The following is a 15,296-nucleotide window of genomic DNA, read 5'->3' on the forward strand; positions in this document are numbered from 1 at the left end:
GCATCGTTAACCTCAACTTTTGATGATACATAGTTTTTATTATAAGCCGGAAACAACGGGTTATGCCCTAAAATATATTTAATATCTGTCAACAAAAGCTCCTGGCTGCTCTTCGTGGTTAAGCCCAAGGATCAGCAAATTCCTTATTAACCAAGCTGATGGCTCATGGCATAAAACTTTGTCATGGCGTCGTCTACATACCGCGGTAGCGCAAATTTCTATAACGGTTGGCGAACAGTACATTTTGGGCCAGTAGCCCTATGAAATGGGCTACCCATTAAATGGCTTCAACCCATTGGCTTTAACAACGCCTATGCTTTAATACGATCCTAATTTTAACTACGTTTTTAACAGCTATTACGAAACCGTGGGCAACCGCGTAATCCGTACCGACCGGGGTAATTTAAGCCTGGCGAACAGTACATTTTGGCCAGTATGTACACCATGCTGATTAAAGGTTATACTGATTATGATGTAGCTACAAAAACAGGTTTAGGCGGTACAAAAATTTGTTTTGACGCGATGACCAATAACCAGATAGACCTTTACCCCGAATACACCGGCACGGGTTTATTGGCAATTTTACAACCATCTCAAAAAGATATTGACGCCGTTACGGGTGATAAAGAAAAGACTTACACTTATGTTAAAACCGCGTTTGAAAAGCGTTACCACATTAAATGGCTTCAACCCATTGGCTTTAACAACGCCTATGCTTTAATGATGCGTAAAAAACAAGCTGGTGATTTAGGTGTTAAAACTATAACCAATCTAAAACAATATTTAGAGCGTAAATAACTCCTGATGGAATTACTTGACCGTTATTTTAAAGTTAGAAAGCATACCGAAGCCATTTGCAGCCACCTGCAAACCGAGGATTACGTGGTGCAGCCTGTTGTTGATGTCAGTCCGCCTAAGTGGCATATTGGCCATACTACCGGTTTTTCGAGACTTTTATACTGAAGCCCTATGAAATGGGCTACCGGGGAGTACGATCCTAATTTTAACTACGTTTTTAACAGCTATTACGAAACCGTGGGCAACCGCGTAATCCGTACCGACCGGGGTAATTTAAGCCGGCCAACCGTTATAGAAATTTACCGCTACCGCGAGTATGTAGACGACGCCATGACAAAGTTTTTATGCCATGAGCCATCAGCAGTTGTAAAGGAACTGCTGATCCTTGGGCTTAACCACGAAGAGCAGCACCGGGAACTTTTGTTGACAGATATTAAATATATTTTAGGGCATAACCCGTTGTTTCCGGCTTATAATAAAAACTATGTATCATCAAAAGTTGAGGTTAACGATGCCGGGTTTATCAAGCTGGACGAAGGCATTTATGAAATAGGCTTTGAAGGCGAGGGTTTTTGTTTTGATAATGAATTAAACCGCCATAAAGTTTATCTGAATAGTTTCGAGATCAGCCCGAACACGGTTACTAATGCCGAATACACGGAGTTTATTCATGCTGATGGTTACCACGATTTTCGCCATTGGCATGCCGAGGGCTGGGACTGGGTAAAAACCAATAAAATTGAATCGCCGCTTTACTGGCATTTAATTGACGGCGAATGGCAGGCTTATACTTTTCATGGATTGGAGCCGCTAAGGTTGCATGAGCCGGTTTGCCATATCAGCTATTTCGAGGCATATGCTTATGCCAGTTGGAAAGGCATGCGTTTACCTACCGAGTTTGAGTGGGAAGCCGCCGCACCCAAGTTTAGCTGGGGCAAGGCACGGGAGTGGACCGAAAGCTCTTACCTGCCTTACCCGGGATTTACCAAAGCACCGGGTGCTATCGGCGAGTATAACGGCAAATTTATGGTAAATCAAAAAGTATTACGGGGCGCGTCCGAAGCCACATCACCCGGGCATAGCCGTATTACTTACCGTAATTTTTCCAGACAAATTTACGCTGGCAATTTACTGGCATAAGGCTTGCTAAATAATTGCACTAACCATTAAACCTATGAACCAGACTGCCACACAGCCAGACACTATAGAAACATCGAAAAACAACGCAGCAACATTTTATAACGATGTTATTAAGGGATTATCGGGACCGACAAAACGGCTAAACTCGATGTATTTTTATGATGCCGTAGGCGATAAGATCTTCCAGGAGCTAATGGGATGTCCAGAATATTATCCAACAAATTGCGAAATGGAGATCTTCTCGACAAAAACAGCAGCACTGGCCCAAACAATTATGGCTGATGGTGATAGTTTTGACCTGATTGAATTAGGCGCCGGTGATGCTACAAAATCAACCTACCTGCTTAAATACACGGTAAATCAACAAACCGATTTTAGTTACCTGCCTATTGATATATCTGCCAATGTTATCAACTACCTTAATGTAAAGTTGCCACTTAGTATACCAGGCTTAAAAATAACAGGTTTAAATGGCGAGTATTTTGATATGCTTAAAAAAGCAGCAGCGTTATCAAACAGGCGCAAAGTGGTGCTTTTTATGGGATCGAACATTGGCAATATGCCTGTACCCGAAGCCAACCAATTTTGCAAAACACTGCGCGAACATTTAAATCCGGGCGATATGGTGCTGATCGGTTTCGATCTTAAAAAATCGCCCAAAACCATATTGGCTGCTTATAATGATTCGGAGGGGATTACCAAACGGTTTAACCTTAACCTGTTGCTGCGGATAAACCGGGAGCTTGATGGCAATTTTGACGTCAGCCAATTTGACCATTACGCTACCTACGACCCTGAAACCGGGGCCTGTAAAAGCTACTTAATAAGTTTAAAGGACCAAATAGTAACTATAGGTAAAGAAACTATCCGTTTTTTAAAAGATGAGTATATTTATATGGAGATCTCGCAAAAGTTCACCATCATGCAAACCGACCAAATGGCTGCCAACACAGGCTTCAGGCCTGTCGACCGATTTTTTGATATCAAGAAATGGTTTGTGGATGCCGTTTGGATGGCAGAATAACCTATCGCGACGCGTAGACTACCGGAGCCGACCCTGCCTTTGGCGGGGTTTTTACTTTACCGAAATGAGGGCAGTTACAATCTTTTTTAAATATGCCGCATGATGTTGTGCCTAACACGGTAATCACACCAAAAATAATAAAGTTACGCTTTAACATTTTTAACCGTTGTTGTAGTTACTAATATACCAAACATTGCCATACATGCACCTACCGTGTCGCAAAAAGATCGGGCCATTCGGCGCTGCGCCAGGTAAATACATAAAGTTGTAATAACTCTATAACACCACCGTAAACTATGGCCAGCAATGTTATACGAAACGCGGGAAATAAAGTTAAAGTATTCAGCTCATTTTTCTGCAAATACCAATTAGCCGCAAATACCACCAGCACAAAAAATAGCCCGCAGTGGGTAAGCTTATCAAACCCTTCGAAAAACAAGTGCGATTTACCAACGCCGCCCGGTCGGCATTGCAGATTATCAAAATAAACAAGGCCCACAATATTGTGAGCCTGTTATATTTAAAAAATGATTTCATTGTGTTTACGCGCCTACCAGGCTTTTGTAATCATCGGCAGATAATAGACCGCCTGCGTCAGCAGCGTTTGCAACGGTTACTTTTACCATCCAGCCTTGTCCGTAGGGGTCAGAGTTTACCAGTTCTGGCTCACTGTCTAACGCTTTGTTAACCTCGGTTACTGTGCCGGTAACAGGCATAAATAGGTCTGATACCGTTTTAACTGCTTCAACGGTGCCAAAAACACCTTCTTTGGCCACCTCTTTACCTACCGAATTTATATCTACATACACAATATCACCTAATTCGCCCCTGGGCAAATTCTGTTATACCTATGGTAGCTACGTTACCTTCTAATTTAACCCATTCGTGGTCTTTGGTGTATTTTAATTCAGCAGGAAAGTTCATGTCGTTTAATTTTATTTAGCCAAAAATAAGAAAACTTTATTCATCACGATAAATTAACCACATTAAACCGTATTTTTAATAAAAATCCTGTTTTTCCAATAGCGGAACAGGATTTGCTTTAACCAATTATAACAACTAATAATGAAAAAAATAACACTGTTATTTGCCGCATTTTTGCCGCTTTTTTGCTGCAGGCATGCCACGGCAATAATAGTGAGGGAGATGATGACACCATCAACTATGCTGCCGACACTACCAAAAGCAAAAACATAGTTATTGGTAAAGACGATGCCCTGTTTGTTATCGAGGTTGCCGAAGGCTGCCTTGCTGAAATTGAGATAGGCTTATTAGCCAAACAAAAAGGCACTGACAAACGCGTAAAAAATATGGGCGCTATTATGGTTAAGGACCTAACCAAAGGCAAAAGCCGTTTAGCGTTGCTTGCTAAATCCAAACATATCACCCTGCCCACAGCGATTGATTCGGTTGATGAAAAATCTATAGCCGAACTGGCCAAAAAAACAGGGAATGATTTTGACCATGCTTATCTTGATAAAGTCCGCGATGATTATAAAAAGGCAATGCTGCTTTTTCAAACCACCGCCAAAACCGCTTACGACCCGCAAATAAAGCAATTTGCTTCCCGCAATATTCTGACCATCCAACGCCACCTTGATCTGATAGATGCGGTACATGGCAGTATGAAGTCTATCGGGCCAACACAAGATTAATTCTCACCTATTTTTGCATAAGCCTTATTAAAACGATAATTTGGCAGCTTATTACAGCCATCGCAAATGTCAGCACCTATTGTAACCGGTTTATTGGCTTACGGCATGTCCGGAAGGGTATTCCATGCGCCGTTTTTAAGCACCAACCCCCAGTTTAAATTAAAAGCCGTGGTTGAGCGGAACCAGAAAAAAATGGCCGCTCATTATCCTGACATTGTTAGCTATGGTTCGGTTGAAGAGATATTGGCTGATAGCGAGATCGAACTGATCATTGTAAACACACCAAACTTTACCCATTTTGATTTTGCCAAGCAGGCGCTAAACGCGGGCAAGCATGTTTTGATTGAAAAACCGGCCGCCGGCAATGTTGCCGAGATAAAAGAGTTGTTTGATGTTGCGCGTGCAAATAACCGCCATGTTTTTGGCTATCAAAACCGTCGCTGGGATAGCGATTTCCTGTCGCTGAAAGAAGTTATTGAAAGCGGCCGGTTGGGGCGCTTAACCGAAGTTTCTTTACGTTACGACAGGTATAAACCAGCCCTTAACCCCAAACCATTTAAAGAAACTAAAGAAACACCTATAAACGGCATAGTTTACGAACTGGGGCCGCACCTGCTAGACCAGGCCATCCATTTATTTGGTAAGCCCTTGACGTTTGATAAGTTTATCACCATCCAGCGTGACCTATCAGAAGTGCCCGATTATGTAAATTACCGCTTAACTTATCCTGCGGGATTGGTGGTATATTTAACGTCGGGGCTTTTAATTGCCGATCAGCTTCCTGCTTTTGTGGCGCATGGCACCATTGGCAGCTACAGCAAATATCGCTGCGATGTGCAGGAGGCCCAGTTAGACAAAGGCATGTTGCCTACCGATGATGCTTATGGTGTTGAACCGATTGGCATGGAAGGCAAATTGGTTACCGTTGGTGCCGATGGCGAGAAAGCTATCGAGTTTGTGCCGGCTATAAAAGGCGACTATACTAATTTATTTTATGCTGTTTATCACACTATCCGCGAAAACGCGTTATATCCAATAACTGAAGAACATATGGCCTGGCAGATGGAATTGCTTGAGGCTTAATTTTATATAGATGATGAAAAAACTGATCTTACTATTTAGCTTGATTATAGCTGCCGGCTGTACCCGTGCACAAAACAATGATACGCCGGGCGCCGCTATTCCGCCTTATAAAATTTTAAAAACAGACAGCACCTGGGCCACCCCGGCTAATTTAAAACATAAAAAGACGGTATTGATCTATTTCGCCCCTGATTGCCCGCACTGCCAGCATTTAACTATGGATATGAGGGAAAAAATGAAGCAGTTTGGCGATGCGCAGATCATGATGATAACCTGGTCAAACAATTACGACATCAGGGCCATTAAAAACTTTGTACGCGATTTTGACCTGAAGAAATATCCTAATATCCAGGTTGGTACAGAGGGTTATACTTACCGGTGCAAAAGTATTTTAAGATAGAAACTACGCCGTATGTAGCTGTATACAACAGTAATGGTAAACTAAGCAAAGCCTTCCGCAAACAACCTGAAGTTGGGGACGTATTAAAAGCGGTTAAGAATGCCGATAAGCGTAAGGGCTAAGTAATCTAACCCCGCCTGTCATTCTGAGCAATAGCGAAGAAGCTTGTACATCCGAGTCGCGCGTAGAAGATCCTTCGCTATCGCTCAGGATGACAAATCACTTTAAATACTACTGTTGTTGTTGCTGCTGTTGCTGGATCATTTCCATATAACGCTGATAACTGTTCTTGGCTATATTAGTTACTGCCGGTTTGGCGGCAGGTGTTTTTTCTTCTGATAGTTCGTAATTAACCAATCCGTCATCATCAACCGTTACCGCAACTTCAAGGCTATGGCCCGATGATCCTTTGTAAACACCCTTTACCGGCGAGCAATCCATAAAGTTACGGCCCACTGCCGGCGCACATGGTTCTCATTCGCTATAATGTTATTGGTTGGGTCAAGGCCCAGCCACCCATAATCTGGTATATAAGCTTCGGCCCGGGCGTGGGTGGCACCTTCGCCGCGCATACCGTTCTTATCTGTACAGATATAACCGCTTACATACCTTGCCGGGATTTTTATCATCCGCAGCATTTCTGTTAAGATATGGGCAAAATCGGCATACACCGGCCTTTAGTTTCCAGATCTCGTCCAGCGTTGTTTCAACCGTGGTTACGCCTTTTATGTAGTTAAAGTTTTTATATACGTATTCGCAAAAACGCACGGCAACCTGGTAAGGTATATCATCAGTACCTTTCAACTCGTCAACCAGTTTTTTCAGTTCTTCAAACCCCTCAAAGTACTCCTGCCTTAAAAAATCAATAAAAGGCACCATGTATTGCAGGGGCTTTAAATCCTCCCATTGTTGTGCCGGGAAAATATCATTTACCGGGAACGGGCGGTGTTTGGTACTCACCAATATTTTTGAACTGATAACCAATACCGAATGCGGATCGCTGTAGGTAAAGCTGCCAACCTCGTTGCCATAATAATCTATATGGGTGTCTACAATAGGGTTGCCGGTTATGGTTACCTCCTGTTTCAAAACATCCACGGTACTCGTCTTTTATCGGGTACAAAATGATCTGGTTGGCGCTGTCGCGCACGGGGCTATCATAAATGTAACGGGTTATATGTTGGATCTCAAATTCGGGCATTTTATTAATTATTTAATTTGATGATTTGAGAATTTGAAAATTCTTCTCATTTTCAAATTCTCAAATTCACACATCTTCAAATTTAACTGTTTGCAAAATAATGCTCGCTCAACGCGTTGGCTATGCCATAAAGCTCGCCACGGATCTGGGTTAAAAAGGCATGCAAGCCTTCCTGCCTTATGGTTTTTACCGAGCTGTATTTAATACGGCTTTGCAGGCGGCCTATTTTAAAGGTCATGTCCCTGAAATCGTCCATATTACTATCGTTTTGCAACCGCTCAAAATAACGTTGTATATTGTTTACCGAGTAAATAACCGAGCGCGGGAAATCATTATTTAAAACAACCTGCTCCAACACGTTCTCGGCCTCAAACCCTTCCCGGTACGTCTTTAAATAAAGCTCATATCCGCCCAGCGAAAGCAATAAGTGCTTCCAGTAGGTCGTATCGGTCAGCAGGTCGGGATTATCGCTTATAGAGCCAAATTTGGTATCTAAAATATCAACGGACTGGATAGCGCGCTCAAGATACTTACCGATATTCATAAAGCTTCGGCCCTCACCGCGCTCCATGGTTATCTCCACAGTGCCATAGTAAAGCATTACCTGTTTTATTAACACGTCCAATACGCTTATCGGGTCCTCGCGTAATAAGGCACGCTCCAACTTGCTGTCTTTTACCGTATGGTAATACTCATTAAGGCATTGCCATAAATCTTTGGTGATATGCTCCTGCACACTACGCGCGTTTTCGCGGGCAAGGGTGATGATGTTTAATACCGAGTTGGTGTTGTTTTTACCCATCACCATATATTTTAATACGGCGCGGCTGTCATTACCAAGGTTAGCACCCTCGTCGTCGTCCAGCCCCGCAAATATGCGGATAACCGGCTCCCAGGTAAACTCCTGTATGGCATCCTGCGATGAAGCATAGTTTATTTTAAGCATCCGCAGCATACCGTCGCTACGCTCAATGTACCGGCTTTGCCAATATAAACTTGCTGCTACTCTACTTAACATTCCTTATTGATTTCGGAACTCGGATTTTCGAATTCGGATTATTTATCTTATTAATTATTCATTTGCACATCTGCATATTCGCATATCTGCACATCAAGCCAACACCCACGTATCCTTACTGCCACCACCCTGTGAGCTATTTACCACCAGCGAGCCCTCTTTTAGTGCCACGCGGGTCAGTCCGCCCGGTACTATCTCAATACCATCCGGTCCGCACAAGGCGTATGGCCTCAGGTCGATACGGCGGGGTTTTAGCTCGCCCTGCATATAGCATGGCGCTGCTGATAAGCTTATGGTTGGCTGCGCAATAAAATTACGCGGCTCTTTAATGATCTCTTTTTTATAGTCGTCTATCTCTTCCGGGTTGCCGCGTGGCCCATCAGCATACCGTAGCCGCCGCTGCCATTGGTGCGTTTAACCACCATATTGTCCGGGTTTTTAAATACGTGCTCGCGCTCCTCGTCATTGCCTAACTGGTAGGTGGGAACGTTCTTCAATATCGGCTCCTCGTTCAGGTAGTAACGGATCATATCGGGCACATAAGTGTAAACCGCTTTATCATCGGCTACGCCATTACCTATAGCATTTACTATGGCTACGTTACCTTTACGATAAGCGCCCATAATACCCGCTACGCCCAACATGCTGCTTGGGTTAAATACCAGTGGGTCCGGTACTCATCATCAACCCTACGATAGATCACATCAACCTGTTGCAGGCCGATAGTAGTTTTCATGTATACTTTATGATTGTTCACCACCAGGTCGCGCCCTTCAACCAGCTCAACACCCATTAAGCGGGCCAGCGTAGTATGCTCAAAATAAGCCGAGTTATATATACCCGGGCTAAGCAGTACAATATTAGGATTAGCTATTTGTCGCGGCGAAAGGGACAGTAAGTTTTTATAGAGGATAGCCGGATATTCGGTTACACTGCGTACGCCGCACTGGGGTAGCAGATCGGGGAATAAACGTTTGGTTATCTCGCGGTTCTCCAGCATATAGCTTACGCCGGATGGTGTACGCAGGTTATCTTCCAATACATAAAAAGTACCGTCGTAGTCACGGATCAGGTCGATACCTGAGATATGCACATAAATATCATAAGGTACCGGAGCATATACATCTCGCGCAGGAAATGCGGACAAGAGTAGATGATATCAATAGGTACCACCCCATCTTTAATAATGAACTGGTTATGATAGATATCCTTTAAAAATAAGTTAAGCGCGTTAAGGCGTTGTTTGATACCTTTCTCTACAAAGGCCCATTCGGCAGCAGTGATAATACGGGGGATGATATCAAACGGGAAGATCTTTTCAATACCCTCGCCGCTGTTATATACAGTAAAAGTTATACCCCTGGCTCATGAAAAGCCTTTTGGCAAGCTCCTCTTTTTTATTCAGATCATCAGCCGATTCTCTTGAAATGTATTCAATTACCTTACGGTAATGGTCACGCACGTTGGCATCCGCTCCATACATCTCGTCCCAAACGCCACTTATCGGGCTATATTTATCAAAATAGGCTGATTCCTGCATGAAAATGTTAGGTTAAATAGTTTTTGTTAACCGGTTGTGTTATAAAGATGTAATATATAAACTGTTTTTAAATAAATGCAAGTTTTTTTGAAAACATTACAATTTTTATCGAACTATTTTGTGAAATTTACCATAAAATAGTTAAAAATCAACCAAATTTTGATATAATCTATCAGGCACTCCAAATTTTTAACAAACTTTGAACGCTTTTTTAATAGAAAATTATTTGGTTAAAGACTAATTGGCTAAATCAAAACGACAATAAGGTAACAATAAAAGGCTAACAATGTTTAGATGCCTAAACTCCCGATGCTGACATTTTATTAGCGTTATAAACCCGCTACTGTTTCAGGTGTGTCAGCTGTATCAGTTGTTACACCTGTATCTGAAACACTGATACAATATTACCTACACCCGCTGTATTAAAAACCGGTTAACCTCATCCTCGGTGCCCACAAATGGCCCCGGCGACGTTGTTTTAAGCCCGGCCATGGCAGCGGCAAACTCGCCGGCTTGTTGGATGCCGGCGCCTTTTTTAATGCGTTGGTATAAATAGCCCGCCATATAGGTATCGCCACAACCGGTAGCATCTACTACCAATTTCGGCAGATAAGCAGGGATATCATAAAAAACACCCGCGCTGTAAATTACAGATCCCCGGCTGCCATTAGTTATAACGGCTTCTTTAACGCCCAGGTCAGCCAAAAACTTTACCCCTTCTTCTACTGTATTGTAGCGCGACAGCGCGGCCAGTTCGGCAACATCGGCTTTTACAATATCAATATATTGCAGCGCGTTCAGTTTATCGGGCCAGTCGGTAAGGAATACCTTTTGGTTAACCACTTTACGCAGGTAACCCTGCACATCTAATGATAGGATACCTTTGGCGGATAGTGTTTTTATAAAGTCTGTAGTAAAATCACCGGCTAAAAGCGGGCCCGGGTGGAATGCTTTCGCTTCAACATCTAACAGTTGTTCCATGGTGAACGCATCGGCTATTTGCAATACATTCTGGGTGCGTTCATCACGGTTTTCGCCATAAATATTCTCAAATATTACGGTATGGGCGCTGGGTTGTACCCTTACGTCGATATTTTTATTGCGCAGGTGGGCTACATACTCCATTTCGGCAGCGCCAAGCGCTGTTACCAAAATATATTTCACATCAAGCTTATTTACCGCACACGAAAAATAGAGGGCAGTACCCCCGGCATGTGCATAATGCCCTTGGTATTAACAATTTTATCAGAAGTAATGTGGCCTACGCAACAGATATCATACATGGGGGCAAGTTAATAATTTTGACTTAGGCTTAAAGCCCAATTTTAACATATCTGTTTAATAAAAACTATGCCAGTAATTACCCGACATGATGATCATATCCAACAGCTTGATACTGTTATCATAATAATCGTAATCTTTTAGTTTAAATCCGGCCAAATAATCCCAGACATGATTTAGCCACTCCACGGTTCCCCGGCATCAACCATAGCCGAAACCCCAAAGGGGGCTACAAAGCTCAACGCCTCAAAGTACCGGCCCTTTATATCATTTCCGGCTAAGGTGTACCCGGCAGATAGGTTGTAGGTATCGTTATTGGTTGTCTCCCTTATCCAGCGGTTTATTTTACTGGTGATGTTTTTTGGCCGCTTATCGCCGGTCAGCAAATAGTCGGTAGCTATCCGCCACGGCACACGGCAGGCATTGTAATTATATTGGCCATCATATTTATCCTCCAAGAAATACGGCCCGGCGGGTTTTGGTTTTTTATTCAGGCCGATGATAAAGTCCGGCAACAGGCCGGCATCCGGGCTATAATTAACCTGCATGTTATTAAACAGTTTATACCCCGCATCAATTACTTTGCCCCAGCGGTCATCATGTGTTGCCTTTTGAAATGCTTTAAAATGTTCCGGCATAAAATCTGATGACCGCATGGCGAAATAATCCTTGCTTTCTTCTTCTATACCGTCACTTAATAAAACCGACCGGGTTTTAGGATTGATCTCATATCGCATAATTGCGTTGATCATCGTTTTAGCTTCCTGCAGATAATTGATCGGCCCTTTATCTCCCCATTGTTTTGAGGCTAACAGCAGCGAATAGGCGATGTCTATATCACCATCTGTCGCCGAGGTTTTGTCGACGTCTGTTCCGTTTGTTTTTTGCGCCCAGGCCACCAAGTATTTGCTTCGGCTGCTGGGGTGGGCCCGGGCATAGCTAAATAAATTATTGTAGGTAGCTTTAGGGTTTGCATCATGGCCAGCCATTAGTACGGTGATGATCATACCATACCCCCGGCCCTCGGACACGCATTGCTTGCCACCCTTACCCCCAAACCAAATATAGCTTTGCGGCTTGCCCGGCACGTTTTTTACAAACCGTGTTTTCCATTGTGTATAGAAACTGCGTACCATATTATCCAGCTGTAACTGTTTAATATGATTTGGCCTGATCGTCCCTGTAAAATAACGTGTGTGTTGAGGGAACGGTTTAATAGCTTGCTGCGCATTCGCCCTAATGCTGCAGATTGATAAGATTAGCAATATAAACTTAGCCCTCATTTTTTAAAAATAGTTTATTTGACGCAGTATGGGGTATAATTTCCCATATTTTACGGTTTAAGTCAACAGTATAAAACGTCAGCCGAAGCTTTTCCCCATTAATTAATATGGTGTTGTATTTGCTTGCATTTAAGCATCAAATAAATAAGCCGATGAGAAAGATGTTCAGATTTGACCTGGCGTGGGTTATGCTGTTTTTAGTTGTATCAACATTAGTTACGTTAAATTTTATGGAAGAAGAGGGCGCTCGTAACCTGGTTGCAGGTATAGTTTTAGCGGCGTGCGCGTTACTGTTTATAAGTGCAGTTTTGTTACGCGGCTTTATTGACAGAATCGGCTAATATCCAAACACTATTTGGTATCGTTGTTACCGACGCGAATTTTTTCAGCCTTTTTTTGTGTTTGATTTTGTCTGGCTTAGCTAACCACATAGTGTCACATTTTTATTTATCTTGTGTCAATTGGATAATGGAAGGATTAACAAAAGGAACACACGTTAGTAAAGTTGTTCACAGTATTGAAACACCTCAGCTTATTGCCAGCTGTACCATACTTCATCCGGCTCAATATAATGGCTATGAGCATTATCATAATAATGCCCATTTTAGTTTTGTCCTGTCTGGCGGTTGCCGGGAAAAAAAAGCAAAGCTCTTACATCCGACTACCGGGATCAATAACATGGTACGAAGCGTGTGAACGCCATCAAATCAGCAAAGTGCCGGCACCATCATACCATGTCAATTTTGAACTTACTGACCAGTTTTTTTCGGCATATAATATTAACCCGGCATCAATTGCTCAAGCTTTACAGCAACATCCTGATGTAAGGTGTTTAATGCTTAATGTTTTCAGAGAGCTGCAACACCCGGATAGCAATGCCATTATCTCATTACAACAGCTGTTATTAAATATCGTTAGCGACACTTCACGCCTACTTTTGCCGGGCATACCCGCACGGGTTAAAACCATCAAAGAGATATTGAATGACCGGTGGAACGAAACTATCACGCTTGAAGAACTATCCGTAATAGCGGGGGTACATCCAGTTACTATTTCTAAATATTTCCCGGATTATTTTTCGTGCACATTGGGCGAATACCGGCGAAAGTTAAAGATTAACAGGGCCATAGAAAAAATGAACCAATCTTTTTATACCGGAGCTCAATTAGCCTATGCGAGTGGTTTTGCAGACGAAAGCCATTTTATTAGGGTACTTAAAAAAATGACCGGCCTAAGCCCGCGTTATTTTAAAGGCGAAGCACAGTTACGCTAAATCCATTCTATGTAATCAGTTGTAATTGGCGCAACTTTGATAAAAATCTTCCGTCATGAGAAAAAATTTATTCGCCATACTTTGTTGCTTTGCCAACACCTTGTTTGCCCAGTCAACCAACCCCTCTGTTTTAGTAAAGCGATTATCCGGTATTGATGCCCAGATAAACCGGGTAATGAAGGATTGGAAAGTTGCCGGTATTGCCGTTGCTGTAGTATATAAAAGCACCGTGATCTTTGAAAAAGGGTACGGCTATCGCGATCTCGAAAATAAATTACCAGTTTCGGCACATACGGTTTTCCCAATAGCATCATGCACCAAAGCTTTTACGGCCATGCTTGTTGGCATGGCGGCCGAAAAGAAACTATTGGACATTAACCGCCCCGTCCATCAATACTTTCCTGCATTGGAGTTTTATACCCCCGAGATGACAAAAATAATAACAGTAAAGGATATGATGACACATAGAACGGGGCTTCCGCGACATGACTGGGCGACAGATGCCCGCGACCAAATACCGTTGGATACCATGATCCACCGGATCCGTTACCCGGAGCCCTCTAAAGGCATCCGCGAGGAAGTGCAATACAATAACCTGATGTACCAGTCGCTGGGCGGGCTTATTGCCCGGGTAACCGGCCAAAGCTGGTCGCAACAAATGCAGGAACTGATTTTTACCCCGTTAGAAATGACCGAAAGCAGCACCCGGTCCTCGGATCTATTTAAAAACACCGAGTACAGTAAGGGATACTTTGTGCGCCGCGACACGATAGTTGCCGGTTCGCAGGACAGGGAGTTTGAAAACGGGGCGGGCAGTATAAACGCCTCTGTAGCTGATATGTCAAACTGGTTAGTCGCATGGATAAATAATGGCCGGTTTAAGGGGAAACAAATATTACCCAAACGATTTGTAATAGAAGCTTCTATCCCACAAATGAGTACACCATCGCGGCCAAATCCTGCTTTTCCGGCATATCCTGATTGTTATTTTGGCGATGTTGGCTATGGCTGGATAATAGACTCGTACCGGGGCCATTATCATGTCCAGCATAGCGGCGACTTGCCTTTGTATTCATCAAACACCGCTTTTTTCCCAACAGATAGCATTGGCATAGTAGTACTTGTCAATAAATTTAATGCAACCATCCCCGAAATGGTGAGCAGCTATATTGCCGACCGGTTACTTAACCTGCCAAAAAAAGACTGGAACACGCTGTTGCTTGCCTTACAAAAGAAACGGGCCGCCGATGAAATCCGATCGGCACAGCTTAACCCGGCCATTGATCATATAATGCCGCGCCCCTTAAATGACTATACCGGCACATTTACACATCCCGGATATGGTGTTATAAAAATTATTTTATCCAACCAAAAACTTATCGCCACGCATAATGATAAACCTATTGCGTTTTTACCAAAAAGCAGTGACCGTTTTAAAGCCAATGTACCAGGCGGCGAACTTAAAATCATTAGCGGCAATAATGGGGAGATCATTGCTTTAAGCGGTTCGTTCGAGGATGATATAAAGGATATAGTTTTCAGGAAGGTTCCTCAAACAAAATAATTTAAAATGTTTTATATTGTTGATCGTCTACATTAA

20 protein-coding genes and 3 pseudogenes are annotated in these 15,296 nt (G+C 43.0%); 11 read left to right on the plus strand and 12 right to left on the minus strand.

The features are described 5' to 3' along the window. Positions 1 to 426 precede the first annotated feature (426 nt). Genes HK413_RS06125 through HK413_RS06135 form a run of 4 tightly spaced genes read left to right on the plus strand, consistent with a single transcriptional unit; the run spans position 427 to position 2,962 of the window. Positions 427 to 798: a glycine betaine ABC transporter substrate-binding protein gene (locus tag HK413_RS06125; RefSeq protein WP_262886808.1), complete on the plus strand. Its 372-nt coding sequence runs from the start codon at positions 427 to 429 to the stop codon at positions 796 to 798. A 6-nt stretch (positions 799 to 804) separates the two neighbouring features. Further along, positions 805 to 963, plus strand: coding sequence for a DinB family protein (locus HK413_RS17035; RefSeq protein WP_246229918.1), 159 nt, complete (start codon positions 805 to 807; stop codon positions 961 to 963). Between the two features lie 6 nt (positions 964 to 969). Continuing rightward, entirely contained in the window at positions 970 to 1,938 is a 969-nt protein-coding gene (gene egtB / locus HK413_RS06130) for an ergothioneine biosynthesis protein EgtB (protein WP_246229919.1), read from the plus strand. 34 nt (positions 1,939 to 1,972) lie between these two features. Next, a complete protein-coding gene (locus HK413_RS06135) occupies positions 1,973 to 2,962 on the plus strand; it encodes an L-histidine N(alpha)-methyltransferase (protein WP_175269528.1) in 990 nt (329 codons plus the stop codon). Between the two features lie 208 nt (positions 2,963 to 3,170). Here the strand turns inward: HK413_RS06135 and HK413_RS06140 are convergent, their stop codons facing one another. After that, a complete protein-coding gene (locus HK413_RS06140; RefSeq protein ID WP_175269529.1) occupies positions 3,171 to 3,461 on the minus strand; it encodes a VanZ family protein in 291 nt (96 codons plus the stop codon). Positions 3,462 to 3,504: 43 nt separating this feature from the next. Beyond that, positions 3,505 to 3,886: pseudogene (gene gcvH / locus HK413_RS06145) on the minus strand (glycine cleavage system protein GcvH). Between the two features lie 185 nt (positions 3,887 to 4,071). Here gcvH and HK413_RS06150 point away from each other — a divergent pair. From HK413_RS06150 to HK413_RS06165, 4 genes are all read left to right on the plus strand, one after another. Continuing rightward, positions 4,072 to 4,617 (plus strand): DUF4142 domain-containing protein, encoded by a 546-nt coding sequence (locus tag HK413_RS06150; RefSeq protein WP_175269530.1) that lies wholly within the window; start codon positions 4,072 to 4,074, stop codon positions 4,615 to 4,617. Between the two features lie 66 nt (positions 4,618 to 4,683). Continuing rightward, positions 4,684 to 5,700 carry a Gfo/Idh/MocA family oxidoreductase gene (locus HK413_RS06155; RefSeq protein WP_175269531.1) on the plus strand — a complete coding sequence of 339 codons (1,017 nt, stop codon included), beginning with the start codon at positions 4,684 to 4,686 and terminating at the stop codon, positions 5,698 to 5,700. Between the two features lie 10 nt (positions 5,701 to 5,710). After that, the gene (locus tag HK413_RS06160; RefSeq protein ID WP_175269532.1) at positions 5,711 to 6,100 is read left to right on the plus strand and encodes a TlpA family protein disulfide reductase; all 390 of its coding nucleotides are present in this window, start codon (positions 5,711 to 5,713) and stop codon (positions 6,098 to 6,100) included. After that, complete coding sequence (locus tag HK413_RS06165; protein WP_175269533.1) at positions 6,079 to 6,222, plus strand: hypothetical protein; 144 nt, start codon at positions 6,079 to 6,081, stop codon at positions 6,220 to 6,222. Before HK413_RS06160 ends, HK413_RS06165 begins: the two co-directional genes overlap by 22 nt. Before the next feature lie 109 nt (positions 6,223 to 6,331). On the opposite strand, the gene HK413_RS17040 is transcribed toward HK413_RS06165, so the two are convergent. The 10 genes and pseudogenes from HK413_RS17040 to HK413_RS06190 all read right to left on the minus strand — a co-directional run bounded on the left by HK413_RS17040 (position 6,332) and on the right by HK413_RS06190 (position 12,423). Then, positions 6,332 to 6,541, minus strand: a complete 210-nt coding sequence (locus HK413_RS17040; RefSeq protein ID WP_246229920.1) for a hypothetical protein — start codon at positions 6,539 to 6,541, stop codon at positions 6,332 to 6,334. Further along, the gene (locus tag HK413_RS17045; RefSeq protein ID WP_246229922.1) at positions 6,523 to 6,729 is read right to left on the minus strand and encodes a transglutaminase-like domain-containing protein; all 207 of its coding nucleotides are present in this window, start codon (positions 6,727 to 6,729) and stop codon (positions 6,523 to 6,525) included. Before HK413_RS17045 ends, HK413_RS17040 begins: the two co-directional genes overlap by 19 nt. Further along, positions 6,680 to 7,189 carry a transglutaminase-like domain-containing protein gene (locus tag HK413_RS17050; protein WP_246229942.1) on the minus strand — a complete coding sequence of 170 codons (510 nt, stop codon included), beginning with the start codon at positions 7,187 to 7,189 and terminating at the stop codon, positions 6,680 to 6,682. Before HK413_RS17050 ends, HK413_RS17045 begins: the two co-directional genes overlap by 50 nt. 52 nt (positions 7,190 to 7,241) lie before the next feature. Further along, positions 7,242 to 7,301, minus strand: a pseudogene (locus tag HK413_RS22035) (hypothetical protein); the annotation flags it as partial. 82 nt (positions 7,302 to 7,383) lie between these two features. Continuing rightward, positions 7,384 to 8,319, minus strand: a complete 936-nt coding sequence (locus HK413_RS06175) for an alpha-E domain-containing protein (protein ID WP_175269534.1) — start codon at positions 8,317 to 8,319, stop codon at positions 7,384 to 7,386. Positions 8,320 to 8,412: 93 nt separating this feature from the next. Next, positions 8,413 to 9,675, minus strand: a pseudogene (locus HK413_RS22040) (circularly permuted type 2 ATP-grasp protein). Continuing rightward, positions 9,656 to 9,859, minus strand: a complete 204-nt coding sequence (locus tag HK413_RS22610; protein ID WP_246229923.1) for a hypothetical protein — start codon at positions 9,857 to 9,859, stop codon at positions 9,656 to 9,658. Before HK413_RS22610 ends, HK413_RS22040 begins: the two are co-directional and overlap by 20 nt. 408 nt (positions 9,860 to 10,267) lie before the next feature. Further along, entirely contained in the window at positions 10,268 to 11,023 is a 756-nt protein-coding gene (locus HK413_RS06185; RefSeq protein WP_317169336.1) for a PfkB family carbohydrate kinase, read from the minus strand. 174 nt (positions 11,024 to 11,197) lie between these two features. Beyond that, positions 11,198 to 11,329 carry a hypothetical protein gene (locus HK413_RS19440; protein ID WP_262886810.1) on the minus strand — a complete coding sequence of 44 codons (132 nt, stop codon included), beginning with the start codon at positions 11,327 to 11,329 and terminating at the stop codon, positions 11,198 to 11,200. Further along, the gene (locus tag HK413_RS06190; RefSeq protein WP_175269535.1) at positions 11,317 to 12,423 is read right to left on the minus strand and encodes a glycosyl hydrolase family 8; all 1,107 of its coding nucleotides are present in this window, start codon (positions 12,421 to 12,423) and stop codon (positions 11,317 to 11,319) included. Before HK413_RS06190 ends, HK413_RS19440 begins: the two co-directional genes overlap by 13 nt. Before the next feature lie 152 nt (positions 12,424 to 12,575). Between HK413_RS06190 and HK413_RS06195 the strand changes: the two genes are divergently transcribed. The 3 genes from HK413_RS06195 to HK413_RS06205 all read left to right on the plus strand — a co-directional run bounded on the left by HK413_RS06195 (position 12,576) and on the right by HK413_RS06205 (position 15,260). Further along, positions 12,576 to 12,764, plus strand: a complete 189-nt coding sequence (locus tag HK413_RS06195) for a hypothetical protein (RefSeq protein ID WP_217452097.1) — start codon at positions 12,576 to 12,578, stop codon at positions 12,762 to 12,764. Between the two features lie 374 nt (positions 12,765 to 13,138). Beyond that, positions 13,139 to 13,696, plus strand: a complete 558-nt coding sequence (locus HK413_RS06200; RefSeq protein ID WP_175269537.1) for a helix-turn-helix domain-containing protein — start codon at positions 13,139 to 13,141, stop codon at positions 13,694 to 13,696. Positions 13,697 to 13,751: 55 nt separating this feature from the next. Further along, positions 13,752 to 15,260, plus strand: a complete 1,509-nt coding sequence (locus tag HK413_RS06205) for a serine hydrolase (RefSeq protein ID WP_175269538.1) — start codon at positions 13,752 to 13,754, stop codon at positions 15,258 to 15,260. The last annotated feature ends 36 nt before the right edge of the window (positions 15,261 to 15,296 follow it).

This window comes from Mucilaginibacter humi (assembly GCF_013087555.1).